The sequence below is a fragment of the Aliiroseovarius sp. ABM4_368 genome (genome assembly GCF_056161205.1).
The window spans coordinates 882,869-906,407 of the sequence record NZ_JBSWYR010000001.1; the positions used below are offsets into that span (position 1 = coordinate 882,869).

19 protein-coding genes and 1 tRNA gene are annotated in these 23,539 nt (G+C 55.5%); 11 read left to right on the top strand and 9 right to left on the bottom strand.

Features of this window, described 5'->3' with window-relative positions; translation table 11 throughout:
• Window positions 1–78 precede the first annotated feature (78 nt).
• From ACXAH3_RS04435 to ACXAH3_RS04445, 3 genes are all read left to right on the top strand, one after another.
• Complete coding sequence (locus ACXAH3_RS04435) at window positions 79–1,005, top strand: MBL fold metallo-hydrolase (protein ID WP_474860851.1); 927 nt, start codon at window positions 79–81, stop codon at window positions 1,003–1,005.
• Between the two features lie 49 nt (window positions 1,006–1,054).
• Window positions 1,055–1,129 (top strand) — tRNA-Asn (locus ACXAH3_RS04440).
• Window positions 1,130–1,591: 462 nt separating this feature from the next.
• A complete protein-coding gene (locus ACXAH3_RS04445) occupies window positions 1,592–2,332 on the top strand; it encodes an AcrVA2 family anti-CRISPR protein (protein ID WP_474860852.1) in 741 nt (246 codons plus the stop codon).
• Window positions 2,333–2,465: 133 nt separating this feature from the next.
• Here the strand turns inward: ACXAH3_RS04445 and ACXAH3_RS04450 are convergent, their stop codons facing one another.
• The 6 genes from ACXAH3_RS04450 to ACXAH3_RS04475 form a co-directional block, all read right to left on the bottom strand.
• On the bottom strand, window positions 2,466–6,020 hold the full coding sequence (locus ACXAH3_RS04450) for a PIN domain-containing protein (protein ID WP_474860853.1): 3,555 nt from the start codon (window positions 6,018–6,020) through the stop codon (window positions 2,466–2,468).
• Complete coding sequence (locus tag ACXAH3_RS04455; RefSeq protein WP_474860854.1) at window positions 6,020–6,199, bottom strand: hypothetical protein; 180 nt, start codon at window positions 6,197–6,199, stop codon at window positions 6,020–6,022. The genes ACXAH3_RS04450 and ACXAH3_RS04455 overlap by 1 nt, the downstream gene beginning before the upstream one ends.
• 431 nt (window positions 6,200–6,630) lie before the next feature.
• Entirely contained in the window at window positions 6,631–7,332 is a 702-nt protein-coding gene (locus ACXAH3_RS04460) for a hypothetical protein (protein WP_474860855.1), read from the bottom strand.
• A gap of 19 nt (window positions 7,333–7,351) precedes the next feature.
• Window positions 7,352–7,528, bottom strand: a complete 177-nt coding sequence (locus tag ACXAH3_RS04465) for a helix-turn-helix transcriptional regulator (RefSeq protein ID WP_474860856.1) — start codon at window positions 7,526–7,528, stop codon at window positions 7,352–7,354.
• Between the two features lie 141 nt (window positions 7,529–7,669).
• Window positions 7,670–8,449 carry a hypothetical protein gene (locus tag ACXAH3_RS04470; RefSeq protein ID WP_474860857.1) on the bottom strand — a complete coding sequence of 260 codons (780 nt, stop codon included), beginning with the start codon at window positions 8,447–8,449 and terminating at the stop codon, window positions 7,670–7,672.
• 168 nt (window positions 8,450–8,617) lie between these two features.
• Complete coding sequence (locus ACXAH3_RS04475; protein ID WP_474860858.1) at window positions 8,618–9,814, bottom strand: tyrosine-type recombinase/integrase; 1,197 nt, start codon at window positions 9,812–9,814, stop codon at window positions 8,618–8,620.
• 287 nt (window positions 9,815–10,101) lie between these two features.
• Between ACXAH3_RS04475 and ACXAH3_RS04480 the strand changes: the two genes are divergently transcribed.
• The 5 genes from ACXAH3_RS04480 to ACXAH3_RS04500 all read left to right on the top strand — a co-directional run bounded on the left by ACXAH3_RS04480 (window position 10,102) and on the right by ACXAH3_RS04500 (window position 17,000).
• Entirely contained in the window at window positions 10,102–10,494 is a 393-nt protein-coding gene (locus ACXAH3_RS04480) for an aspartate racemase/maleate isomerase family protein (protein ID WP_474860859.1), read from the top strand.
• Between the two features lie 199 nt (window positions 10,495–10,693).
• Window positions 10,694–12,424: an autotransporter assembly complex protein TamA gene (locus ACXAH3_RS04485; RefSeq protein WP_474860860.1), complete on the top strand. Its 1,731-nt coding sequence runs from the start codon at window positions 10,694–10,696 to the stop codon at window positions 12,422–12,424.
• The gene (locus tag ACXAH3_RS04490; RefSeq protein ID WP_474860861.1) at window positions 12,424–16,197 is read left to right on the top strand and encodes a translocation/assembly module TamB domain-containing protein; all 3,774 of its coding nucleotides are present in this window, start codon (window positions 12,424–12,426) and stop codon (window positions 16,195–16,197) included. Before ACXAH3_RS04485 ends, ACXAH3_RS04490 begins: the two co-directional genes overlap by 1 nt.
• A 248-nt stretch (window positions 16,198–16,445) precedes the next feature.
• Complete coding sequence (locus tag ACXAH3_RS04495) at window positions 16,446–16,595, top strand: hypothetical protein (protein WP_185960845.1); 150 nt, start codon at window positions 16,446–16,448, stop codon at window positions 16,593–16,595.
• Between the two features lie 72 nt (window positions 16,596–16,667).
• Window positions 16,668–17,000, top strand: coding sequence for a TfoX/Sxy family DNA transformation protein (locus ACXAH3_RS04500; protein ID WP_474860862.1), 333 nt, complete (start codon window positions 16,668–16,670; stop codon window positions 16,998–17,000).
• A 776-nt stretch (window positions 17,001–17,776) separates the two neighbouring features.
• Here ACXAH3_RS04500 and ndk read toward each other — a convergent pair.
• Entirely contained in the window at window positions 17,777–18,199 is a 423-nt protein-coding gene (gene ndk / locus ACXAH3_RS04505) for a nucleoside-diphosphate kinase (RefSeq protein ID WP_474860863.1), read from the bottom strand.
• 132 nt (window positions 18,200–18,331) lie between these two features.
• Between ndk and ACXAH3_RS04510 the strand changes: the two genes are divergently transcribed.
• From ACXAH3_RS04510 to ACXAH3_RS04520, 3 genes are read left to right on the top strand one after another with little or no spacing between them, the layout of a single operon-like run.
• Window positions 18,332–20,188 (top strand): ABC-F family ATP-binding cassette domain-containing protein, encoded by a 1,857-nt coding sequence (locus ACXAH3_RS04510; RefSeq protein ID WP_474860864.1) that lies wholly within the window; start codon window positions 18,332–18,334, stop codon window positions 20,186–20,188.
• A gap of 2 nt (window positions 20,189–20,190) precedes the next feature.
• Complete coding sequence (locus ACXAH3_RS04515; protein WP_474860865.1) at window positions 20,191–20,811, top strand: MarC family protein; 621 nt, start codon at window positions 20,191–20,193, stop codon at window positions 20,809–20,811.
• A gap of 27 nt (window positions 20,812–20,838) precedes the next feature.
• Window positions 20,839–21,447, top strand: coding sequence for a retropepsin-like aspartic protease family protein (locus tag ACXAH3_RS04520; protein WP_474860866.1), 609 nt, complete (start codon window positions 20,839–20,841; stop codon window positions 21,445–21,447).
• 87 nt (window positions 21,448–21,534) lie between these two features.
• Here ACXAH3_RS04520 and ACXAH3_RS04525 read toward each other — a convergent pair whose 3' ends face one another.
• On the bottom strand, window positions 21,535–22,053 hold the full coding sequence (locus ACXAH3_RS04525; protein ID WP_474860867.1) for a DNA polymerase III subunit chi: 519 nt from the start codon (window positions 22,051–22,053) through the stop codon (window positions 21,535–21,537).
• A gap of 4 nt (window positions 22,054–22,057) precedes the next feature.
• Window positions 22,058–23,530: a leucyl aminopeptidase gene (locus ACXAH3_RS04530; protein WP_474860868.1), complete on the bottom strand. Its 1,473-nt coding sequence runs from the start codon at window positions 23,528–23,530 to the stop codon at window positions 22,058–22,060.
• Window positions 23,531–23,539: the final 9 nt, after the last annotated feature.

Here is a 23,539-nt window from a genome sequence, read left to right on the forward strand (position 1 = left end):
ACCCTATGACGCGGCGACGCGCTTGCCAAGCAATGGGTGGCGCGGCAGGAAGGTACCAATACAGTGAAAGGACAGCCGATGGCGATGGATCCCAAGGCGCGCCCGCAAGCAGGCATCATGCAGAGAATGGAGCCCGGTATTCGCCGGATTATCGCGCCAAACCCCTCGCCCATGACCTATTGGGGCACAAACACATTCGTGCTGGGCGAAGGTGATGTGGCCGTGATCGACCCAGGTCCTGCGGATTCGTCGCACATGCAGGCCATTCTTGATGGATTGGCGCCCGGAGAACGCATCACGCAAATCCTTGTGACCCACACACATCTGGACCACTCGCCGCTGGCACGCCCCTTGGCGCAGGCCACCGGCGCGCCGGTTATGGCCTTTGGTGACGCGCAGGCCGGCCGCAGCGAGGTTATGCGCGACCTTGTTGCCCGGGGCTTGTCGACCGGAGGCGAAGGCGTGGATGCCAATTTCACCTGCGACATCACCCTGTCCGATGGCGAAGTTTTCACCGCAGGCGATATGCAAATCGAGACGATCTGGACCCCCGGCCACCTTGCCAACCACCTAAGCTTCGCATCTCAAGACGTTGTTTTTACAGGAGATCACATCATGGGCTGGGCCAGCTCCTTGGTTTCACCCCCTGACGGAGATCTGACCGCCTTCATGGCCTCCTGCCACAAACTGGCCGCGCGTGACGACCGCGTATACTACCCGGCTCATGGCGACCGGATCGAAGACCCCGCCGCGCGACTGGATTGGCTGATCACTCACCGCCTTAACCGCGAGGCCGAGATCATCGCAACACTGTCCGACCTTCCCGACGCAACCGTCCCCACCCTGACCCGCGCGATTTATACCGATACACCCGCCGCCCTGATCCCCGCCGCCGAACGCAATGTCTTCGCTCACCTGATCGACCTGGCCACCCGCGAAATCGTCGCGGCAAGCCCCAGATTAGAGGCCAACGCAGTTTTTCGAATGAAGGACGAAAAAAAGTAATTTCGCCTCTTGCGGCCCGGAATCGCCCTTGCTATATCGCCCCACATGTTCCGGCGTAGCTCAGCGGTAGAGCAGTTGACTGTTAATCAATTGGTCGTAGGTTCGATCCCTACCGCCGGAGCCATAAAAAACCTTCAAGCTCAATAGCTTGAAGGTTTTTTGGCTTTCAGGGCTACTGGTCTAGTTTGAACCACGGAAGCACTACGGAAGCACCGCGACACCTAAAGTGTTGTTGCTGATTTGTCGCAGCGATGTTTTCGGCTTCATCCTCCTCGAAGGCGCTGTACCTAGTTCGTTTCGCTTCGAAGCATCTTCATGGAAACCTTCATTGACGAACTAACCACTCAAGTACAGAGTGATCAGATAGTAGCAAATCCCGTTCAACAAGCCGGTTTTGGAAATGCAAAGGCATCTAGGCGACGCAATAAAGTTTCGCGATCATATTATTAAAGACCTGAGTAAAAAGCATTGCCTGCAAGTTTGGAATGGCGATCGGACATTCGCTGACGCTCTTGCAGATCGCATTACTAACGCACACCCGTTTTACCTCCGGCGAGAAGCCGTTCAATTTCTCAAAGAACACAGTATGGCTCTTGGCGAAGAGGAGTTCTTTACTGCTATCGCAAATATGCGACTGCCCTTTCATTCAGTTTGGATCGAGTTCGACGCTGCAGCACCGAAGGGATATCCAGATGGTCGGATTGGGGCCATGATCGATTTCATAGATGACGGATTGAACGTAAACACCGCTAAGTTGATAAAGCTACCCAACGGTGGAAACTTGGTTGTGCTCTATTCGGGTTCCGAGGTGTTGTTTAAACGCGACGGAGGTGTCGAGTTATCAGATACACCCATTACATTTGTCCAAGATTTGATGACGGAGGAGGAGAAAGGGCGATATCGACGCTCGGACAACCTCTATGACCCCATTCCGCTCGATACCGTACAGGAGCGGGAGCAAGAGGCCTTGCGAAATGCAATTCAATGCGTGGCGAAACTCTTGTCGATTTCAGCGCTGCACAACCGTCCTGAAATACTTGAGATTCCAGAGCCAACTCCAGTCAGCACGAGCAAAAGAAGGAAGTTCGAACGACAAGGTGAAGTCGCCCCAAAACTCGATCTATCTATAGTCCGTCTCGGCAAAGAAGGACGAGTGCAATCCTCGCCCGAAACCAACGAAGAACAAAGCTCCGGCACCACGAAACGAGCTGCCCATTGGGTCCGTGGACACTTGTTCTTGGCGCGAAATGGAAATCTGACTTGGCGCAGGCCACATGTACGAGGCGTAGGCAAACCTTTGAAAACACCGAAGGATTTTCGCGCTTAAAAAGACTGCTAACCTCATTACACAAGCTTCAGTGAACTACGCGGGCAGCGCATTCGAATACTAGACACGCAAACATAGGGCGTCATGCCACCCTCTAAATCACTCGAATCTCTGGGCTGGTTGCTCGGCTCAACTATGCTAGAAAATGACCCACGCGCCAATTCTGTATATACAACGTGGCCGGACCTTCTCGATAAAGCGTTTGGAGCGTGTCAAGTACCGCACGTGTATCTGCTCCCTGAAACCTGGTTAGGTTGCCAAGTAAGATACTGGTAGCCCTTTCTCGGACCGAAGTGAGGGAGTCAATTGTCCACAATCCGTCGATCGTCGCCAGCGATACCTGAATATGTGAGCGCATATCCGCGCCTTTCTGTCCCAGCAGCGAACTATATTTGGCAAAGTCGCCTTCAGACAACTCACCCGTTGCCATCATTTCTGCGGCGACCAGAAGGCGATCAGCATTGGTGCCGAGAGCGTCCTCACCCAAAAATTGTAGTTGAAGCGTACCTTTGATCACCGCCTCGGCAGAAATGCGTTTTTGCTCTTCCAAATAAAATAGTAACGCTTGCATCCAAGCACCGGCAATACCAAACAAGCCCTCTGCCCACTTCCTCAAGTGGTAGTCATCGGAAATTAGAACGCGGTCTGATCCGTCCGCGGCAAAAATATCATCGAAGAAGCGACCACCAGCTTCTCTGCGGAAACGAACTACTTCATCTGGCGGATCAATCTTAGCGACAGCGGGCAACACAGCGCATCTTGATTGAAGCCAGTTCAAATCAGCGCGCACAGAGTTAAGTTTCGCGTTTACGTCTTCTTCCGATTTTTCGGTCATTATGATCTGACCATTTTGGATAGAGATGCTACCAGCCTTTCTTTCGCCGGTATTGCTTTCAAAAAAGCTCGTATCTTCAATTTCTCGCAATCGCCGAAGGAAGACGTCTACAGTTTCTTGGGTTACTCCGATCTTGCCAAATTCCTCTTCCACAGCCGTTTCAATTTCTAAGCGGCGTATCAAATAGAAGGCCGCGGCATCAACAATCACGCCAGACTTCTTTGCCGAGAGTAGCGATTTTTGCGCCGTCTCTTGATCTGCGTGTGTGCATGACGAAACCTTTGGGGAAACGCCGCATTCCGAGTAGATGCCCAGTAGCGCGTCAATGGGGTCAATCCCAAGGTGATAGCCCAAGATGTAAATTGGGTATGACCCTTCAAGATATTCCGCAGCCTTGCTTTGCGCATAGTCCACCCTTTGTTTGAGCATCGCCTTCATTTCATCAAGGCCGGACGGGTCCTCAAAATTCACCGATACTGACTTGAACCCTGAAACGTTAGGGAAACGCTCCTCAAACTTATGAGTGATTTGGTGAAATGCCGCCAACGCCTTGTGCTTTACAGATGTTATTCTGGCTGTGCTGTTTCCTTTGAAAGGCCAATCAAAATCATCCCCTACGGCTTTGCCAAGTGCGGCGACAGCAACAGGATGGTCCAGCGGAATGTTACCCTCTCTGAGGGTGAACAAGTCGCTCTCCGTTTCAATTGTAAAGGATTGTATTGAACCATCGCTTAGCTCTATTTCGAATGACGCGCCATCCTGAACTTGATCGACTTGGAAACTATCGTCGGTATCTTGGGGACGTCCAAAAGCTAGGACACTAGCGCTAAGCGCTAACCAAGCCTGTGCGTCGTTTTGGTTTTCACAAAAGAGCCGATAGGCAAAAGCTCGTGCGCGTTCCAACTCACCACAAAACACAAGAAGCTTTACGTAGTTTGATCTGTCTTCGACCGTTCCTGTAAGTTTCGCATCGTCTAAACTGGCGACAACGCGGTTAACCCTGTTCTTGTCGTTTGCACGAAGAAGTGCTTGTATGTACCATTCCAACGCGCTTATTGATTTCGGATTGTCCTCGAATAGCTTCCTAGCTGGTGGCACAGCATTTGCAGCGACACCACTTAAATACGCGACGTTTGAGCTGAATCGCCATCCGAAGACAGATTCTTTGACTTGAGGCGACAGGGCATCATCAATTTCCTTCGCAAGTGTTCCCAGATGGCCCCTTAGACAGGCGTCGCAAAGCGTTACCAAGGCTGGGCTTGCATTGCGAAAGCTGACTCTATCTCGAAGAAGATCAGTACATTCTCGATAGAAGCCACGAGCAAGGAGTTCGTCGGCTGTTTGAAGCAAAGTGAAGAAGTCTAAGTCATCCGCTTCGTTGAGAGAAGCCAAAAGGTTCTCTTGCTCCTGCGATTGCTCGTGACTTTGAATTGGAAGGCTTTCAAAGTCCTTGGGATCGGTCTGAATTTCAAATGCTCTCTCGTACGCTGACTTCAACAACATCAATTCCGTTGAATCCGGACTAAGGGCGGCCAATTCATCGAGCGCTTGGTCAGCCGTTTCACGGACTAGCGAATTGATACCGATCCTAGCTTTTGTGGCGAGAGCATGTATTCGGAGACCATCTTCAGTTCCAGCTTTCAAGACCTTATCAATTCTTTCTAATGCGGTCGAAACGATACCATTTTTGGCTTCGATTTCTGCCGCCATGATTTGGAGATCCAAGGCGTCAGTTTGCGGACCAATTAACGCCAACGCCTCATGATCTTTGTCATCTTGAAGATATAGGACTGCTCTCACTTGAGCGATGTCGCTTTTCAAAGCCGGAAATGCCTCGATAGCACCATCCAACAACTTTGCAGCCTCGGCTGTTTTACCGACAAGTCGAAGCGAAACCGCCGCATTGTTCGCCTGTGAAGGAAGTAGAAGCTTGTTTGGTGGACGTCGCTTCAACGAAACTTCGAGATCGTTCCGCAATATCTCAGCACATGTTTCTACTTCATCTTCGAATCCTTCAGGCATCTTTGCTCCAAGCAAAAACGCTTGGTTCTGCTTAATGTCGTCAAGGATCGATAGCGCCCACATAGTCGCAATTGCATCGTTCTTAGGTGTTTCTGCAAACGCGCGGTCTAGTTCGGCTTTGTAGGAGTCTGGGCGAACTTTTCGGCAGTATTCCAAGTAGGCAGCTTTGACATCAGTTGAGTCCAATTCGTTTAAAATGATGTCTTCGGCGGGAATCTCTTCACCAAGGTTTCGTGCGGCGTTGAATACAATGCACGCAGCTAAGTTGCGGTGATCTCCGTCGAGTTTTAGAAGTTCTTTTGCCCGCTCCAATGCGGGCCTATCCTCTCCATCAAGTAGGTCGGCAAACGCTAAGGCAGTTTTGGCTTTCGGATGTTCAGGAAAGAATGCGTACGCGGTTCTTAGCGAAGTGCTTGCGCTGGAGAGATCACCGATATCTTGCTGGATAACGCCAAGGTTGAAGCTAAGCCGAAAGGCAAAGTAGCCGCTAGAGTACGGCGCTTCGGATCTAAGTTTCTGCAGCAGTTTTATGGCAGTGTCGCCGTCACCCTCACGCGCAATATTTCGATATTCCAGTATGCGTTGGATTTCAGGTCGGTCATCATCATCTAAAGAGTCCACTGCTAATGACTGGACATCGGTTTCTTCGCTTCGGTTGTGAAGATTATTCAAGATTTTTCGACTTAACGGGGAGTCTTTATCTGTTATGATGACATTCTGAATTGACTGGTCGACCGTGTTCCCGTCGCCACTGACCTCAACGGATTGAGTATTGGTCGATTTCTGAGTCTGGAACAGCCTCTTGACAGGCGACGGTAGACCGATTTTCATCAGTCACCATTGCTCTCGCTGCTATCATTATCCAAGCGTTGGTTTACGGTGTTTCCTTGGCCAGAAACCTTAGCGTTTTGACCGATATTGGTTGTTCCTTTCCACCGCCGAACGAACAACCCTACAAAAGCCACAATAGCTGCTACGATTCCTGCAATCCAATAAACTTGCTCTAACATCGACTTCTCCTCGCATTCAGTGCCAACAACATTATCGGTCGTTCGACGCACACCAAATGCATCCAGCAACAGGTATAATACCCACGATATATAGTGATTACAGCAAGGAATCCAGAGCAACCTGTGGTGGATTGATATACTGAAATCCAAGAAGTTGATAACAGTGAAAATGCAAAAAATCAGAGAACGTTATCTAAGCAAGGCTTGTATTAGATTCTAACTGTAGGGTTTTGCAATAACTTCGATAATGGTCCCCTTACACAAACTTAAACCGCGAACCTTCTGACTTCAAATTAGTTGACCGAATGTCCAAGTTATCAACTCGTTTTATTCAACTAGCGCAGTGACAGCAATAAGATTGAAAATCTCCCCAAGTTAATAAGGATTCGTTCTACTTGAGAATTTGTTAAAACGTAGTTTTTCTACGTCTTTCACTCTCTATTCAAATACCCGGTTTCAGACACCCGCTCATCGCCCATGACTTCACGCATGATCTCAACTGCTCTTTGGGGAGTTACGCGCTGTCTTATCGGCTCCTCTTCACCAGCTGCGCTCAGCACATCATTGTTACTTTCTTGTGTTCTTTCAAGTGTTCCTCGGTTGATCCGATCCGCGCAGAGCGGTTTTTGGGGACCGCTCGGACCGGAAGGAGACCTCCCCTCACTCCGGTCCCGTGGAACTTCTCTGACCGGTTCAAACGATCCGCTCTCATAGAGGACGGGTGTGATCTCCGTCTCCTGTAATACAATCCTGTAGCGATTAGTCTGCCGCCCTCCGCGAAACTCGCTCACACAGGTCAAATGCCCTCGTTCCTCCATGAGCTTGAGAGCGGCCCGAACACTGCGGACTTGCGAATTTGTCACTTCGGCAAGCGTCGATTGCGCAGGCCATGCGAGCAGGCTTTCGCGATTGAGCCACTTGGGAAACGCGAGAGCTATTCGCAGGGCGATCCCAGTCAATGCTTTGTCAGCAGCGACTTGCTCCGCCCAAGCTTGCTTTACCTCTGAATAGCTCGCCGCCTTGCTCTTGCTGATGGGGCTCAAAGCTTTGCTTTGGCCCCTGCCCTGCACTTCCGACACAACGGAACCGATGCTTCGTGGTGCTCTGGAATTGGTGCCGTCATGAACTGACATATCAGAACCTCGGTTCGCTTCATTCAGAGGTATTGGCAACAATGCGCGCTTCGACCCATTCCAGAAGATCGCGGCGACGATAACGCACCGAGCGCGCCGATACTTTCACGAATTTTGGCCCGCCTCCGCGATGACGCCAATTCTGCAAAGCACGTACCGAGTAGCAAAGGATCGATGCTGCTTCGCGTTCGTCCATCAGCTAATCAAGATCACTATCCGCAGCTTTGAGGATTTGTGTTGAGTAGTTCATTTTCATGTTCTCCGCTTAGAAACGTTTAATGTCTCTGTTCTGCGGAAGTCCTGAACCACAAAAAACAACAATAAAATGGCACCGAATTTATTGTTTTTTGGCCTGATCAAAGAGGGGTTTTATGATGCGTCGAATGGTTTCATCATTTGGCGCGTAAGGCGTTACCGTTATTTCTGAGCAATGCACTGCAAGCCACTGCCTTATAAGGATATAATTTCTTTTCATTGGCGCTGTAGTATCGACACTTCCCTCTTTCAAAAGCGCATTGAAAGCTGCTTCGATCTGAGGTTTGATTGTGGGACGTCCAACGGGTTTGGCAGGCTCAGCAAACTTCACGCCTGTACGATTTAGAGTTTCAGCATGCAGTTTCTTGGCAAGACCCTCCGCTCGCTCTGCCGAAATAAAGCGGACCTCTATGGTATGTAGGCCTTGCGAACGCAAGGTGCCTAGATCCCAGCGAAAACGTGCAGCACCGCCAAAATCCGAAGCTTCCAGCTTAATCGGCACATCCTGACGCTTTCGAGGGTAATCAAATCCCAAAGCAAGTACATTACGCGCCGCCAGCGCCTGCAATAACCGTGCTTTGCCGGCTTCAGTTAACCGGTTGCGATCGTTATCAAGAGCGCTCGTTTCAGCAACCGATTGACTTAGAATAGCCAAGGGATCGCCATTCGCAGCTTCCTTCGCATCCGCTTGCGACTGGAGATTAGCGACCAGTGCAGAAAAGGTGAATTTCGGCTTGGCAAAATCAGCGTGTGTTTTTCCTTTGGGCAGGTAATCTGACGGAAGGAATGACAATGGGGCTGTTTGGGATGGAGTAGCGTTTTCCCAAAGGTTGATCAGAAGTGACGTTTCAAAGGGGGACAAAGTAATCTCAATCGAGTTTAGAATTAGGTGCCTTTAGATTACCTTATGAAGCGAAAACACTGCCAGTTAAATCCCTATGTAATGTAAGGTTACGCCTTCGGACACAAAGAGACCTATCCAGACCGAGCACCAAGTGTCCGATTGACCTGCCCCCCCCTGTTCGGTGGGTTAACCCGATACAACACGAAGATTGGGATTGGCAGTCGCTCCACCCTGTTGGCGAAGCGCGCCAGCAAGCCGACTGGCCACTGATCCAGCCGCAGCTTGCACAGCATGGTCTGCCAAATGCGAATATCGCAATGTCGTTTGCAGACTCTTATGACCCAAGATTTCTTTAAGCATGAACGGATCAACACCGTTCATAACCGCAACAGAGGCGTAGGTGTGTCGCAGATCATGCATTCGAACATCAGAAATCCCAGCTTTCTTGCGGACACGCAGCCATGTCTTTTGCAAGTTCACAAGGTGCTGCCCTTCAACCTCTCCGACGATAACATAAGGATTTCCCGGTACGCGCTCCAATGAACCAAGAATTTCGCGTGCCTCTGCGGGCAAAGGGATACGCCGACGTCCTGTTTTACTGTCTGGAAGTTCTAAGTGAAACGGCCCGACGTGATCCCATTGCAACGTGAGGATTTCCCCAAGGCGGCATCCCGTGAGGAGTAGCAAGAAAATCGCAGAGACCGCATAGGGGCTTTCCTCACCTTGCTCCAACGCATCCAGCAGCACACCACCAAGGCGACCTTGTTCATCATCGCTTAGATAACGCTTCTTTTCCTCTTCCTTGAACTTCTTGATACGCCGCGCCGGGTTGGTTCCGTCGCTGCGAAGCCCCCAATCCTCCGCCAAATTGAACATTTTCGACAGAATGCTAACCGCGCGATTAGCCATATAGGGTTTCTCGCGCAGCTCATGGTGAAACGTAACGATATCTGCACGGGTCACATCTATAATTTTTCGCGGTCCTAGTTTGGGGCGAATACAACGGCGAATGACGATCTCATAACCGTTTCGAGTATTGGGTTTGCAGTGATGCTCCGCATATTCGTCAAGAAACCGATCACAGAGCGAGGCCACAGTAGGTGCTTGCAGGCGGCTCTTCCGCTCCTCTGAGGGGTTTCCCCCCTTAGCGACCTCTCCAAGCAGTTTACGTGCCTCTTTACGCGCCTCTTCTGCAGTTAATGCGCCATGCTGCCCGATTGAGCGGCGTCGGGTCCGTCCATCCGCCCGATACTGCACAAGGTAGCTTCGCCGCCCAGAAGGAAAAACCCGCACACCAAATCCGGCAAGATCATCGTCCCAGAGAAGATAATCCCGCGCTTCAGGCTCCAACCCGTCCACAAGCCGCTTGGTCAATTTCACCATGTTCCGCCCTCTCCTCTTTGGCCTCCCTTGCTCCGATTTACGGAAGCACTACGGAAGCACTGTGCAGCGTTTCATAGAGTATTGAATGAATCTTCAGCGTGGATTTCGTCAAGAATTATCGTTCACTGTCAGTTACTTATGTCAGACGGGCGCGTTTTGGCGAAAACCGGAGAAACCCGGTTTTTCCGGCTGTTAATCAATTGGTCGTAGGTTCGATCCCTACCGCCGGAGCCATAAAAAGCCTTCAAGCTCAATCGCTTGAAGGCTTTTTTGCTTTTTGAATCCACGTGCGAAAAGCGCCCTTCAGCGCATCAAATGACGACTTCACACCGTCCATCTCGATCGCCGTATTGAAGTGGCTGATGTTGGAGGCGTCAAAGAAATGTGCTTTGGAAAAGACCTCGTATTCTTTGATGCCGCATGGTCGCCCGCATCACCGAACGCACATTCACGGCGCTGCACTTCAGGTTGCCGAGGCCAACAAAGGCGGCTGCGATGCGCTTTTGATTGCCTACGCCAACCTGCACTGCCCGAGCGTCATTCCAGCGCTTGAAACCCAGCTAGGCATCCCGGTTCTGTCCAGCAACACCGCCTTGATGTGGCACATGTTGCGCCTTGCTGGGATCATGGATGAGACCCCTAATATCTGCCGCCTGTTCTCCACGCCATTGACGCACTAGACGACCCTGCCCCGTGCAAGGCGAAAAGCCGCCGACCTCGCAATTCCTGTGGTGCTTGGCGCGGTGACAGTCTAGGCTTTGGCCAACTGGGGAAGACTTTGCTGCCACAAGGATTCTGGGTTTGAGAAAGTTGAGTTTCGCGCCTGTTTGGCGACAGATATGTGCGTCTGCCGCGCTTGTCGTGTTTGGTCAATCAGCAATGGCGCTTGAAGATGTTCAGATTACCGTTTTGGGGTCCGACAGCGATCTGGAAAGCGCGATCAAATCCGCATCCCTTGTAAAAACCGCCAAAGATGATGGCGAGACCGATCCCCGTGATGTCATCGCCGCAGCTTTGGCTGAATATGGCCGCCTGACCGAGGTGCTCTATGCCAATGGCTATTACGGCGGCGTGATACGGGTGTCCGTCGATGGGCGCGAGGCTGGGCGCATCCCCGTCTTCAACCTGCCCGCCACCATCAACACCGTCGCGATCACCGTGGATCCGGGCAACCCCTTCACCTTCGGCACCGTGCGCGTAGCCCCCTTGGCCCCTGACACAGCGTTGCCCGATGGCTTTCGCAGTGGCGAACGCGCTGAGAGCACGCAAATTCAGGCGGCTGTTGACGCTGCCCATCTGGCATGGCGTCAAGCCGGCCACCCAAAGGCAAACCTGACCCGCCAAAACATCACCGCCAATCACAACCGCAGCACCTTATCGGCGGATCTTGGGTTCACCCCCGGCCCGAAAGCACGGTTTGGCGACATGACCCAAACCACGGGCAGCGCTGTCCGCTCGGACCGCATCGCACGGATTGCCGGCTTCCCCACAGGCGAGGTCTATTCCCCCGAGGCGCTGGACACCGTCGCCACGCGCCTGCGCCGGACGGGCGCATTCTCATCCGTTGCATTGACCGAGGCTGAAACCCTGAACCCCGACGACACGCTGGACGTGGGGCTGGCACTGGCTGACGAAACACCACGCCGCTTTGGCTTCGGGGCCGAGCTGTCGTCGCTTGAGGGGCTCGGCGTGTCGGCGTTCTGGATGCATCGCAACTTTCTGGGCGGTGCTGAACGGTTCCGGGTCGAAGGTGAAGTATCGGGCATTGGGGGGCAAGATGGCGGCATTGATTACCTTCTGAGCACGCGGTTGGAACAGCCTGCCACGTTCGGCCCAGACACAACGGCCTTTGGATTCGCCACGGCCGCCTACGAGGACGAACCTGCCTATATCTCGCGCAATATTGACGTGGGCGTTGGGATGACGCGCATCTTTTCAGAAACCCTGACGGGCGAAATTGGCGTCGGGCTGCATTATTCGGACACAACCGATGTGTTTGGCAATCGCGAGTTCTTTCACCTGACCCTGCCGGTGGGCCTGACTTGGGATCGGCGCAACGACCTGCTGGATCCCACATCCGGCACCTATGTCCGGGCCGAGGTCACGCCGTTTCTGTCCCTGAACGATGGCGGCAGCGGCGCGCGAGGCTTTGTGGATGCCCGCGCCTATCGAGGAGTGGGAACCGGGGATCGCTTTGTGCTGGCGGGGCGCGTTCAGGCGGGATCCGTCTATTCGGACAGCATTCAGGACATCCCGCCGGAATACCTGTTCTTCTCGGGCGGAGGGAACTCGGTCCGTGGGCAGCCTTATCAATCGCTGGGCATCCCGGTGGGGACCGACGGTCTACGCGGTGGACGGTCTTATCTTGCCGTGTCGACCGAACTTCGCGCGAATATCACCGACACAATCGGCGTGGTGGCCTTTGCCGATGCCGGGCATATCAGTGATGACAGCTTGTTTGCGGGCGATGGCGATTGGCATGCCGGGGCGGGTCTTGGGCTGCGGTACAAAACGCCCATTGGCCCACTCCGCTTGGATGTGGCTGGACCGGTCTCGGGCGATACCGGGGATGGCGTGCAGATTTACCTTGGGATTGGGCAGGCGTTTTGATGTTTCTTCGTATCCTTCTGACCCTGACTGTTCTGCTTGTGATGCCCTTCGCCGCTTTGTCGCAAAGCTCGGATGACGACCGGGGCTATTTGCAGGCGCTTCTTGAAGACAACCTGTCCGACACCGGGCGCGAGATCAAAATCATCGGCTTTCAGGGCGCGTTTAGCTCGGAAGCCACGGTGGACGAGATCACCATTGCGGACCGCGAAGGGGTCTGGCTGTCTTTGCGTGGCCTGACACTGACATGGACGCGCAGTGCGCTGTTGACCGGGAACATCAAAATCGACGCGCTGGTGGCTGAGGAAATCACCCTTTCGCGCCAACCCATCCCGGAGCCCGGACTACCCACGCCCGAAGCTACAGGCTTTGCCCTGCCCGAACTGCCCGTGTCTTTGAACATCGGGACCATCCGCGCCGACCGGGTTAATCTGGGCGAAGACATTCTGGGTGCGGCGGCCGCAATCACTTTGGAAGGCTCGGCGTCACTCGAGGCAGGCGCTGGCAACGCGGATCTCAGCATCACGCGGTTGGACGGCCCGCAAGGTGCGTTGGAATTCTCGGGCAGCTATGACAACACCAATCGTGTCCTGTCGCTGCTGCTGTCGCTGGAAGAAAACGCAGGCGGCTTGGCGGCGAACCTTCTGAACATTCCCGACCGCCCTGCCCTTGGCTTGACGGTCGACGGCTCGGGCCCCTTGTCTGACTTCAATGCCCAGATCGCATTGGCGACGGATGGGCAAGACCGGCTGAACGGCACGGTCAGTTTGCTCGAGGTTCCGGCGGACAAAACAACCGCCGACACCCCGGCCTCAGACCACCAATTCGCGCTGGATTTGTCTGGCGACATCTCGCCCCTGCTGAATTCGGACTATCAACCCTTCTTCGGTGACGCTGTGCACCTGACCGCGCGAGCCGCGCAACTGTCGGATGGAACGACCCGGGTTGACGCACTGTCGATGCAATCGGCGTCATTGGATCTGACTGGCGATCTGGTGCTGGCCCCCAGCGGCTGGCCCGAGCGTTTGGCCCTGCGCGGCAAGATCGCGGCCCCCGATGGGCAGCCGGTACGTTTGCCGATCTCGGGTCCGCGCAGCTTGGTGTCCTCGGCCGATCTGATCATCGCCTATGATGCAAGCACGGGGGATTTGTGGACCGCCAGCGCCAACCTTGCCGAATTCACCCAAGACGATCTGAAGATCGAATCCGCCAAACTGACCGGTTCGGGACAGTTGCGCGCGGGCACGGATGGCGCAGCCCCGGTGATCGACGGAGCAATGCAGTTTGACGCGCGCAACGTGCAGCCTGACAGCCCAGAACTTGCCTCTGCCATTGGGGCGGATTTGACCGGGCAATTGCAGTTTAATTGGCTCGAGGGCGACGTTCTGGCCATTTCCAATTTGAAACTGGCCGGCGAAGACTATGACCTGTCGGGCGACCTAAGCCTGTCTGACTTCGCCGAGGGCGTAATCGCCCGCAGCGACAGTTTGCGCCTGAGCGCCAGCGATCTTGCCCGTTTTTCCGGCGTTGCAGGCACACCGCTGACGGGTCGCGTGGCGCTGGACCTGACCGGCGAAAGCAACCTTCTGGGCGGCGCGTTTGACATGCGATTGGACGGACGCGGGACTGGGCTTGGGGTGAACCAAAAACAGTTTGACGCGGTGATCGGCGGGGACAGCACGCTGGCCCTGCACGCGGTGCGCGACACAACCGGCATGCGGATTGAAGCGCTGGACATTGAAACTGCCAAAGCGCGGCTTCAGGCTTCGGCGGATCTGAAAACCCAAGGCTCGACCGCGGACCTGTCGCTGGCCCTGCCCGACGCAAGCGCCTTCGATCCCAAGCTTTTGGGCCCTGCCCGCCTGATCGCATCGCTGGCGCAGACCGGCGACGATTGGCAGGTGGACGCGAAGTTCACCGGGCCCGGGGATGCCGCTCTAAGCTCCTCAGCCTTGCTGCGCCTTGTTGATGGCGCGCCCCAGAAAATCGACGGCACCTTAAGCGGAGAGATCGCACGCCTAACCCCCTATAGCGGCTTGGCGCAGCGCCCCCTGTCGGGCGGATTGCGCTTTGACGCCACGGGTCAGATGGCCCCGGAAAGCGGCGATTTCACGGTTGAACTGGACGGCACAGCGCAATCTCTTGGCACAGGCATCGCGCAAGCGGACGCGCTGCTGCGCGGAACCACAACCCTTGCGATGAAGGCCCATCGCGATGGCAACGCGCCGGTTCTGCTGGATCGCCTGAACGTGAACAACAGCGCGCTGACCCTATCCGCTACGGGCCAGCCATCGGATAGCGGCACCCGTGTGACGTTCCAATCGCGCCTTGCTGATCTGGGTCTGGTGGCCGATGGCATTTCTGGCCCAGTTGAAGCGCAGGGCAGCGCCGAGCTGACCACCGACAACTGGCGTATTTCCATGAACGCCACCGGGCCTGCCGGCGTAAACGGGCGCATCGACGGCACAGTCAGCGCTGATGGCGCGCAGGCCGATTTGGCCTTGTCCGGTACCGCGCCGCTTGCGCTTGCCAACCCGATGATCCGCCCCCGACTGGCGACCGGCACCGCCAGCTATGACCTGGCCTTGCGCGGGCCGCTTCAGCTTGCGTCCCTGTCCGGGACGGTCACAACGCAAAATGCCCGCGTGGCGCTGCCACGGCTCAAGCAATCCATCGACATTGACAGCGGCAACGTGTCTTTGACCCAAGGCACCGCCACACTGAATGTCCAAGCCTCGATCCCCACCGGAGGGCGCATTTCGACCACGGGCACGATCGGTCTGACCCCACCGATGCAGGCGGATCTGTCGATCCTACTGGACCAGCTGAGCCTGACAGATGGCGAGCTTTATGAAACCACCGTGGATGGCACCGCCAACATGCGCGGACCGCTGCAAGGCGGCGCCACCCTGCGCGCCAACCTAACCCTTGGCCGGACCGAGCTGCGCATCCCCGAAACCGTATCCGGTACCCTGCCCGTCATGGAAGGCCTGACCCATGTCGGCGAGCCTGCCGCCGTACGGCAAACCCGTCAGTTTGCAGGCCTGATCGTCGAGGCATCCTCGTCCGATCCCGGCCGCCCCTACCCTTTAGACATCACGCTGAACGCACCCGGCCAGATCTATGTACGCGGGCGCGGATTGGATGCGGAACTGGGCGGCCAGCTACGCGTCACCGGGACCAGCGCCGAAGTCATCCCTCAGGGCGAGTTCAACTTGATCCGGGGGCGTCTGGACATGCTGGGCAAGCGCCTTACCCTGACCGAAGGCGAGGTTAGCCTTCAGGGCGACTTCAACGCCTATCTGAACTTCTTGGCCGAAGCCAAGGCCGAGGACACGGACGTCTATATCGGCGTGACGGGTCCGGTATCATCGCCGGAAATCAGCTTTACTTCGTCGCCGGAACTGCCCGAGGACGAGGTGCTTGCCCGGCTGCTCTTTGGCAAGGACATCTCGCAAATCTCGGCCATTCAGGCGCTTCGGCTCGCAGCTGCGGTGCGCACACTGGCGGGCAAAGGCGGTGAAGGCGTGTTGGGACGTTTGCGCGGGAACTTCGCGCTGGACGATCTGGACGTGACCACCGATGAAACGGGGGCTGCGTCCGTTCGGGCGGGCAAATACATCTCGGAAAACATCTATACCGACGTCACCGTCGGCGCTGAGGGCGAGGCCGAGGTGAATTTGAACCTGACCTTGACCCCATCCCTGACCGCGCGCGGCACTTTGGGGTCTGATGGGGACACAGGTCTTGGGATATATTTCGAGCGCGACTACTGATCCTAAAATCCCCTTTCTTTCAGCACATTAAGACAAAGCCCTGCTTTCAGACGCGTGGGTCACGCTGGTTTCGCCCGGCCCGACCTTTGTCGCAACAGCGCCACACCTTTTCACTTTGGAAACAATTTGTGTACAAATTTTTACGATTATTGCGCGGCGATATGTTAACATGTGAAGGCCGAAAGGCTCCTGTGGGGAAACTGGTGCGTGTATTGCAGCGCACTCCTAATGAGTATCGGAGCAAGGATATGGCTGGGGAAAAAACCGAAGAAAAGCATAAACCACCGTCTGGCGGCACGCGTTACGTGCATGTCAAGGCACCGCCCAAACGGGATCGCACCCGCACGGACGAGCCGAAAGAGCCGACGGTTCTATTTACCGATTGGGCCAGCATCTGATTTGTCAGGAATGATTCAGATCTGAACGCGATACGGGTTTAAGAAATTTTCTGTACCGATTAACCTCGGCGCATGAGCGACCCTGTATCAACCATCCGAAATCTTGGCGAAGCCTCGGACGCGGTCTATGCCCGCGCAGGCATCCATACGGCCGAAGAGCTGCGTACCTTAGGGCCCGACGAGGCCTATCGCCGCCTGCTGGCCACAGGCTCCCGCCCCCATTTCATCGCCTATTACGCAATGGTCATGGGCCTTCAGGGCCGTCCTTGGAATGACTGTAAGGGCAAGGAAAAAGACGCCCTGCGCGCACGGTTTGATGCGTTGAAGGCCGAGGCTGCTGCGAAGAAACCTCCCGAAGACAAATTTGAAGCGATTTTGGATGAGATCGGGATACGGGCGCGATGAGTATTCCGCCAGTATCGGTTTTTTCATTCGTTCTAAGCCACTGATCACTCATCAATACTGAATGGTATTTCGATTTCTTGACCTGTGTATACTCTGGGCTGAGGAGCGTAACTGTGTGCCGTAGATCGAGCCTCCACATGAACTCGCGTTTGCCCATGTGAAAGCCTGCTACAATCGACGACAGGGACCCACATCGAAACTTTGAACGGTGGTCTAAAAATCTCATGAATATCGGGAATTTTAGGTGTCTCGGCGTTAGAGAATTGATCCTCAAGATCAATTTCGCGAGACAGAAAATACGCTGATCGTGGCGCGATCCGAGTAACTTTCATCTCCCAAGGCAAGTCATTCTCGACAATCAACCCCGCGTCTGTAGGAAGTCGATGCTCCAAAGTTGGAAGTGGTATTCCCTGATAGTAGACACCTGCAACTCCCCTTGGGTTAAGACAGATTTCGTCGCTGGTATTGTTCTTTAGTGGGACAACTACCCGATATCTGTTTTCTGAGAGATGTGAAATCTGGACCGGTTGGATTTCTAGCCCCCTAATTTTTGTGGATTTAAGGGTACTGTCTAAACACGCAGTAAGGCCTACCAACACTACTGGCAGCAGAATGAAGTGTTTCAAAACAGACAGATTTCGTTTCATGTTTTTAGCCACTTTCAGAACCTCTTAGCTCAAATTCAAAGACGACCTGACCACGAACCACATCCCGCCACAATAGAAAAAGCCGCCCGAGTTTCCCCGCGCGGCTTTTAAGTCTTCTAGAAAAGTGGCTTAGCCAACCAGTTCCAGACCCGAGAAGAAGAATGCGATTTCTTCTGCTGCGGTTTCCGGGGCGTCCGAACCGTGGACCGAGTTTTCACCGATCGACAGGGCGAACTCTTTACGGATGGTGCCTTCGGCAGCTTCAGCAGGGTTGGTTGCGCCCATAACTTCGCGGTTTTTCGCGATGGCGTCTTCACCTTCCAGAACCTGAACAACGATCGGCTCCGAGATCATGAACTCGCACAGTTCGTCAAAGAAGGGGCGTTCAGAGTGGACGCCATAGAACTGCTGAGCTTGAGCCAAGGTCAGTTGGATGCGCTTCGAAGCAACGATGCGCAGGCCAGCTTCTTCGAACTTGGCGGCGATTTGGCCGGTCAGGTTGCGTTTGGTGGCATCGGGTTTGATGATCGAGAATGTGCGTTGAATGGCCATGATGGTCCCTTTTACGTTTGAGGCATCAAGACCCCTGCCCTGATGCGCGTGTGATTTGCGCCCCCGTAACATGGGATCGTCATTTTGAAAAGCGGCGATTGACGGGCTGGCGCAGGTCAGGCACATGGGGACATGCTTAAAATCTCTGACATCACATATTCCATCTCGGGCCGTACCTTGGTCGAAAACGCGAGCGTAACCATTCCGACGGGTCACAAAGTGGGCCTTGTGGGGCGCAATGGCTCGGGCAAAACGACGTTGTTCAAGGTCATCCGCGGCGAGATGGTGTTGGACACGGGCACGGTCTCGCTGCCCAAAGGGTGGAAGATTGGTGGTGTCAGCCAAGAAGTGCCCGGTAACGAGGTGTCGCTGATCGACACGGTTTTGCGCGCGGATACGGAACGCGAAGCCTTGATGGCCGAGGCCGAGACCGCCACCGACCCGACTCGAATTGCCGAAGTTCAGACCCGCCTGTCTGATATTGATGCGTGGTCGGCGGAAGCACGGGCGGCCTCGATCCTGAAAGGGCTTGGGTTCACACATGAAGAACAGCAAATGCCGTGTTCGGCATTTTCGGGCGGTTGGCGGATGCGGGTTGCATTGGCGGCGGTGTTGTTTTCCGAACCGGACCTGCTGCTGCTTGACGAACCGACCAACTATCTGGATCTGGAAGGCGCGTTGTGGCTTGAGGCCTATCTGGTCAAATATCCGCACACCGTTTTGATTGTCAGCCACGATCGCGAGCTTTTGAACCGCTCGGTCGGGGGCATTCTGCATCTGGAAGACAAGGGCCTGATCTACTACACCGGCACCTATGACATGTTTGCCAAACAGCGTGCGCAGAAACGTGCATTGCTGGCATCGGCAGCCAAGAAACAAGACGCGCAGCGGGCGCATTTGCAGGCCTTTGTGGATCGCTTCAAAGCCAAAGCATCTAAGGCGAAACAGGCGCAGTCGCGGGTGAAGGCCCTTGAGAAGATGGAGACAATTCGCGCGCCTGAAGACGCCGCGCGTACCGTCTTTACCTTCCCCAAACCAGAAGAGCTTTCGCCCCCCATTATCGCCACCGAAAAGGCGGCTGTGGGATATGGCGAAACCGTTGTTTTGCGCAATTTGAACCTGCGCATCGACCAGGACGACCGCATTGCGCTTTTGGGGCGCAATGGCGAGGGAAAATCCACACTTTCCAAGCTGTTATCAGGTCGTCTTGATCTGATGGAAGGCAACATGGTGTCGTCCTCGAAGCTGCGCATCGGGTTCTTTGCACAGCATCAGGTGGACGAGCTTTACGTCGATGAAACGCCCCTGCAACACCTGATGCGTGAACGCGCATCTGAGGGCCAAGCAAAGTTGCGCGCACGACTGGCGGGCTTCGGTCTGGGAGCGGATCAAGCCGACACCGAAGTTGGACGCTTGTCTGGCGGCCAAAAGGCGCGTTTGTCGCTTCTGTTGGCCACCCTGCCCGCCCCACATCTGTTGATCCTCGACGAGCCGACCAACCACTTGGACATCGAAAGCCGCGAGGCGTTGGTCGAGGCGCTGACCGCCTATAGCGGCGCTGTCATTCTGGTCAGCCACGACATGCATTTGCTGTCGATGGTCGCGGATCGTCTGTGGTTGGTGAAAGGCGGCCATGTCGCCCCGTATGAAGACGACTTGCAGGCCTATCGCAAGATGCTGTTGACGCCGGATACGGCCAAGAAAACCGACAAGAAAGCCGCTGCAAAGCCTAAGCCGAAACGCCCAAGCCGGGATCAGGTGTTGGCGCTGCGGGCCGAGGTGCGCAAATGCGAAGCCCGCATGGTGAAGATCGAAGAAATGCGGGACAAACTGGCCACGAAACTTGCCGATCCCGAGCTGTATGAAGATGGGCGCGCGGGTGACCTTGGGGTTTGGCAAAAGAAATACGCCGAGGTGATGGAGGCCATGGACAAGGCCGAGGACCTTTGGATGACAGCGCAAGATAAACTCGAAAAAGCAGAGGCTTAGGGATGGACTTTGATCTTTTCATACCGTCTTTCGTGACGCTTTTTGTGGTGATGGACCCGATCGGGATTTCACCGTTGTTCATGGCCCTGACCCAAGGGATGAGCGCTGCCAAACGCCGCGCCGTTGCCATCCGTGCTTGCATCATCGCGGGCGTGCTTCTGACGCTTTTTGCTTTCCTTGGCGAAGGCGTGCTGAACTTCCTTGGCATCTCAATGCCCGCCTTCCGTATCGCGGGCGGGATCCTTTTGCTGCTGACAGCGCTGGACATGCTGTTTGAGCGGCGCACCCAGCGGCGCAAAGACCAGTCGGAAGAGGCTGAAAGCGACGATGATCCGTCCGTATTCCCTCTGGCCATGCCGCTGATCGCCGGTCCCGGCTCCATCGCCACGGTCATCCTGCTCGCAGGCCAAGGGGACGGGTTGGCGGGCGTTGGTCTGGCCTTGGTTGTGATGACACTTGTGCTGGTCATCGCCTTTGTGCTGTTCAACGCGGCCCCTCTGCTGGAACGTCTGCTGCGCGAGACGGGCATCAAGGTGGTTACACGACTTCTGGGTATGCTCTTGGCCGCTTTGGCCGTACAGTTCGTGCTGGAAGGTCTGCGTGACTTTGGCCTTATGGGCTAACACGCGTCATGCTGACCCGGTGACATTTTGCCCCGCCGTTCCTATATCAAACATATGACCGGAGACGACATCGCCAGATTTGCTTATCTTGCCCTGCTGCTAACAGCTGTGGGCGGCTATTTCGTGGCCGAAAGCCGCGCCAATCTGGGGCAGAATCTACGCCATGCGTTGATTTGGGTGTTGATCTTCGTTGGCGTGCTAGCCGGGGTCGGGCTGTGGAGCGACATTCGCAATGACATCTCGCCCCGCCAAGGCGTTGTTCAAGACACGGGCGAGATCGTGCTGCCCCGCGCCTTTGACGGTCATTTCTATGCGACCCTCTTAATGAACGGGCAACCCGTTGATTTCATAGTAGATACCGGGGCCAGCAACATTGTACTGACCAAAGAAGACGCGGCCCGGATCGGCGTCGAAATGGACGCCCTTCGCTTTTATGGGCGCGCGATGAGCGCCAATGGCGAGGTCCGCACCGCCCCCGCCCGCATCGCCAAGGTCGAGCTTTTGGGCGTGCAAGATTTTGGAGTTCAGGTCTGGGTGAACGAGGGCGAGATGCCGCGATCACTTCTGGGCAACGATTATCTGCAACGGTTCGAGAAGATCGAGATCAGTCGCAATCAGTTGATCCTTACGCGCTGACAGCCGAAACCGGGTGAACCTGAGGGGCGCTGCCCCTCGTCCGGGCGGCCTCATACCGAGGTATCTTTGGCAAGAGGAAGGGGCAGCCTATGCGTCTTCGGGCGAGGTCGAGGCTTTCATCTCCCACCTTCCGCTTTCTTGGCTCCAGTATTTCGCAGTGACGCCCGCATTCTTGACCGCCATCCATTGGGTGCGCGCGTGCGCCACCGCGTCGGGATCATTGCCATCGAACACGACGAAGACGCGGGTATGCCCGCGCATGTCGCTCTCGGACAGTTCAGCCCCGTCGATGGCCATCAGCGCTTGCGCGTCATTGGGGTTGTCCATCCCGCTGGTTAACAGGATCGGTTGCTGTGCATCTTGCGGGCCACCCGCCAGACCATGCGGCAGAAAGCCATCCTCGGGATAGAGCCACAGCCGTTCATCCAACCAATTCAGCCGCGCCGCATGTGGACCCCGCACGCAGACACGCCAGCCCGCTTGCAGGCTGCGCTCCAGCAGCATCGGGAGCGCTGCTTCCAGCGGGGACCGGGTCAGGTGATAGAAGAAGACTTCGCCTTGCGCGGCGGCATCTTTCACCGTTTCGGTCCCCGCTGTGTCAGTCATACCCTCAGCCCTCGAACTGGTCTTTCACCAGACGGTTCAGCGCCAAAACGCCCCAACCGGTTGCACCCTTAGGGGCCAGAGGGCTTTCGCTGGACAGTTGCGCGGTGCCTGCGATGTCGAGGTGAATCCAAGGTTGATCGTCTTTCACGAAACGGCCAAGGAATTGGGCAGCCGTGACAGACCCGGCCGCGCGGCCCCCAACGTTTTTGATGTCGGCCTTATGCGACTTGATCAGCTTGTCATAGGCGGGGCCCATTGGCATCCGCCACGCACCTTCGCCTTCGGCTTCGGCAGCCTTTAGAAAGCTATTGCAGAATGCATCGTTATTGGAAAAAACGCCTGTGTTTTCATGCCCCAAGCCGATAATAATCGCGCCGGTCAACGTGGCCAGATCGACCATCGCGGCGGGTTTGTATTCTTCCTGCGCATGCCACATCACGTCGCACAGGACCAAACGACCCTCGGCGTCGGTGTTAATCACTTCAATCGTGGTGCCTTTCATGGATGTCACGATGTCGCCCGGGCGTTGCGCACGCCCGTCCGGCATGTTTTCCACCAGACCGACAAGCCCGACCACATTGGCCTTCGCCCCGCGCAGCGCCAGCGTTTTCATCACGCCCGAGACGGTGCCCGCCCCGCCCATATCCATGGTCATGTCTTCCATGCCCGCGCCGGGCTTTAGGCTGATGCCGCCGGTGTCAAAGACAACGCCTTTGCCGACCAAAGCCAGCGGGGCCGCGCCTTTTTCGCCTTTCAGCCACTCCATGATGACCACTTTCGACGGGCTTTCAGACCCCTGCCCCACGCCCAAAAGCGCGCGCATACCAAGAGCCTCCAGTTCGTCTTCTTCCAAAACCTTCACGGTGACGCCGAGGTCCGACAGAGCTTCCAGACGTGCAGCGAACTCGACCGTGGTCAAAACGTTGGCAGGCTCATTCACCAAGTCGCGACTGAAAAACACACCTTCGGACAGCGCGTTGATGTTGGTCGTCGCGTCTTCGAAGTTCTCTGGTTTCGAGACCATGAGTGACAGGCTTCCACCCTTGGGCGCGTCTTCGTTGGTTTGGTGATCGTCGAACGCATAAGCACGCAAAGTGGCCCCCAGCGCCAGTTCATCTGCGTATTTCAGCGACCCGGCCAGCACCAGAATATCATTACCCAACAGGGACTTGCCGACTTTTCCACCGGCCTTGCGGGCGGTATTCTCGTCCGCGCGCGGCGACAGGCGGATGACCTGAACAACCTCGGCCTCCATCCCGACGGGCCACGCAATGTCCAGCGCATCGCCGTCCTTCATTTTTTCAAAAGCCTCGCTTTCAGTGAAGCGCACAAGCGCCCCACGCATCAGCTTGTTCACCCTTCGCGCGGCCGGGTGCAGCTTGCCGGGTTCGGACAGAACCACAGTGACGCGACCCTTATGGGTGCCGATCGTATCAAGGTTGATTTCGGTGAAACTCGGAAGGATCGGAGCGGTCATAATGGGTCC

Coding starts and splice junctions, on each gene's coding strand:
- ACXAH3_RS04495 (WP_185960845.1), top strand. CDS start 16,446: ATGGCTGGGGAAAAAACCGAAGAAAAGCATAAACCACCGTCTGGCGGC.
- ACXAH3_RS04445 (WP_474860852.1), top strand. CDS start 1,592: ATGGCTCTTGGCGAAGAGGAGTTCTTTACTGCTATCGCAAATATGCGA.
- ACXAH3_RS04525 (WP_474860867.1), bottom strand. CDS start 22,053: ATGACTGACACAGCGGGGACCGAAACGGTGAAAGATGCCGCCGCGCAA.
- ACXAH3_RS04460 (WP_474860855.1), bottom strand. CDS start 7,332: ATGTCAGTTCATGACGGCACCAATTCCAGAGCACCACGAAGCATCGGT.
- ACXAH3_RS04435 (WP_474860851.1), top strand. CDS start 79: ATGGCGATGGATCCCAAGGCGCGCCCGCAAGCAGGCATCATGCAGAGA.
- ACXAH3_RS04475 (WP_474860858.1), bottom strand. CDS start 9,814: ATGGTGAAATTGACCAAGCGGCTTGTGGACGGGTTGGAGCCTGAAGCG.
- ACXAH3_RS04530 (WP_474860868.1), bottom strand. CDS start 23,530: ATGACCGCTCCGATCCTTCCGAGTTTCACCGAAATCAACCTTGATACG.
- ACXAH3_RS04510 (WP_474860864.1), top strand. CDS start 18,332: ATGCTTAAAATCTCTGACATCACATATTCCATCTCGGGCCGTACCTTG.
- ndk (WP_474860863.1), bottom strand. CDS start 18,199: ATGGCCATTCAACGCACATTCTCGATCATCAAACCCGATGCCACCAAA.
- ACXAH3_RS04450 (WP_474860853.1), bottom strand. CDS start 6,020: ATGAAAATCGGTCTACCGTCGCCTGTCAAGAGGCTGTTCCAGACTCAG.
- ACXAH3_RS04490 (WP_474860861.1), top strand. CDS start 12,424: ATGTTTCTTCGTATCCTTCTGACCCTGACTGTTCTGCTTGTGATGCCC.
- ACXAH3_RS04455 (WP_474860854.1), bottom strand. CDS start 6,199: ATGTTAGAGCAAGTTTATTGGATTGCAGGAATCGTAGCAGCTATTGTG.
- ACXAH3_RS04515 (WP_474860865.1), top strand. CDS start 20,191: ATGGACTTTGATCTTTTCATACCGTCTTTCGTGACGCTTTTTGTGGTG.
- ACXAH3_RS04465 (WP_474860856.1), bottom strand. CDS start 7,528: ATGGACGAACGCGAAGCAGCATCGATCCTTTGCTACTCGGTACGTGCT.
- ACXAH3_RS04500 (WP_474860862.1), top strand. CDS start 16,668: ATGAGCGACCCTGTATCAACCATCCGAAATCTTGGCGAAGCCTCGGAC.
- ACXAH3_RS04485 (WP_474860860.1), top strand. CDS start 10,694: ATGGCGCTTGAAGATGTTCAGATTACCGTTTTGGGGTCCGACAGCGAT.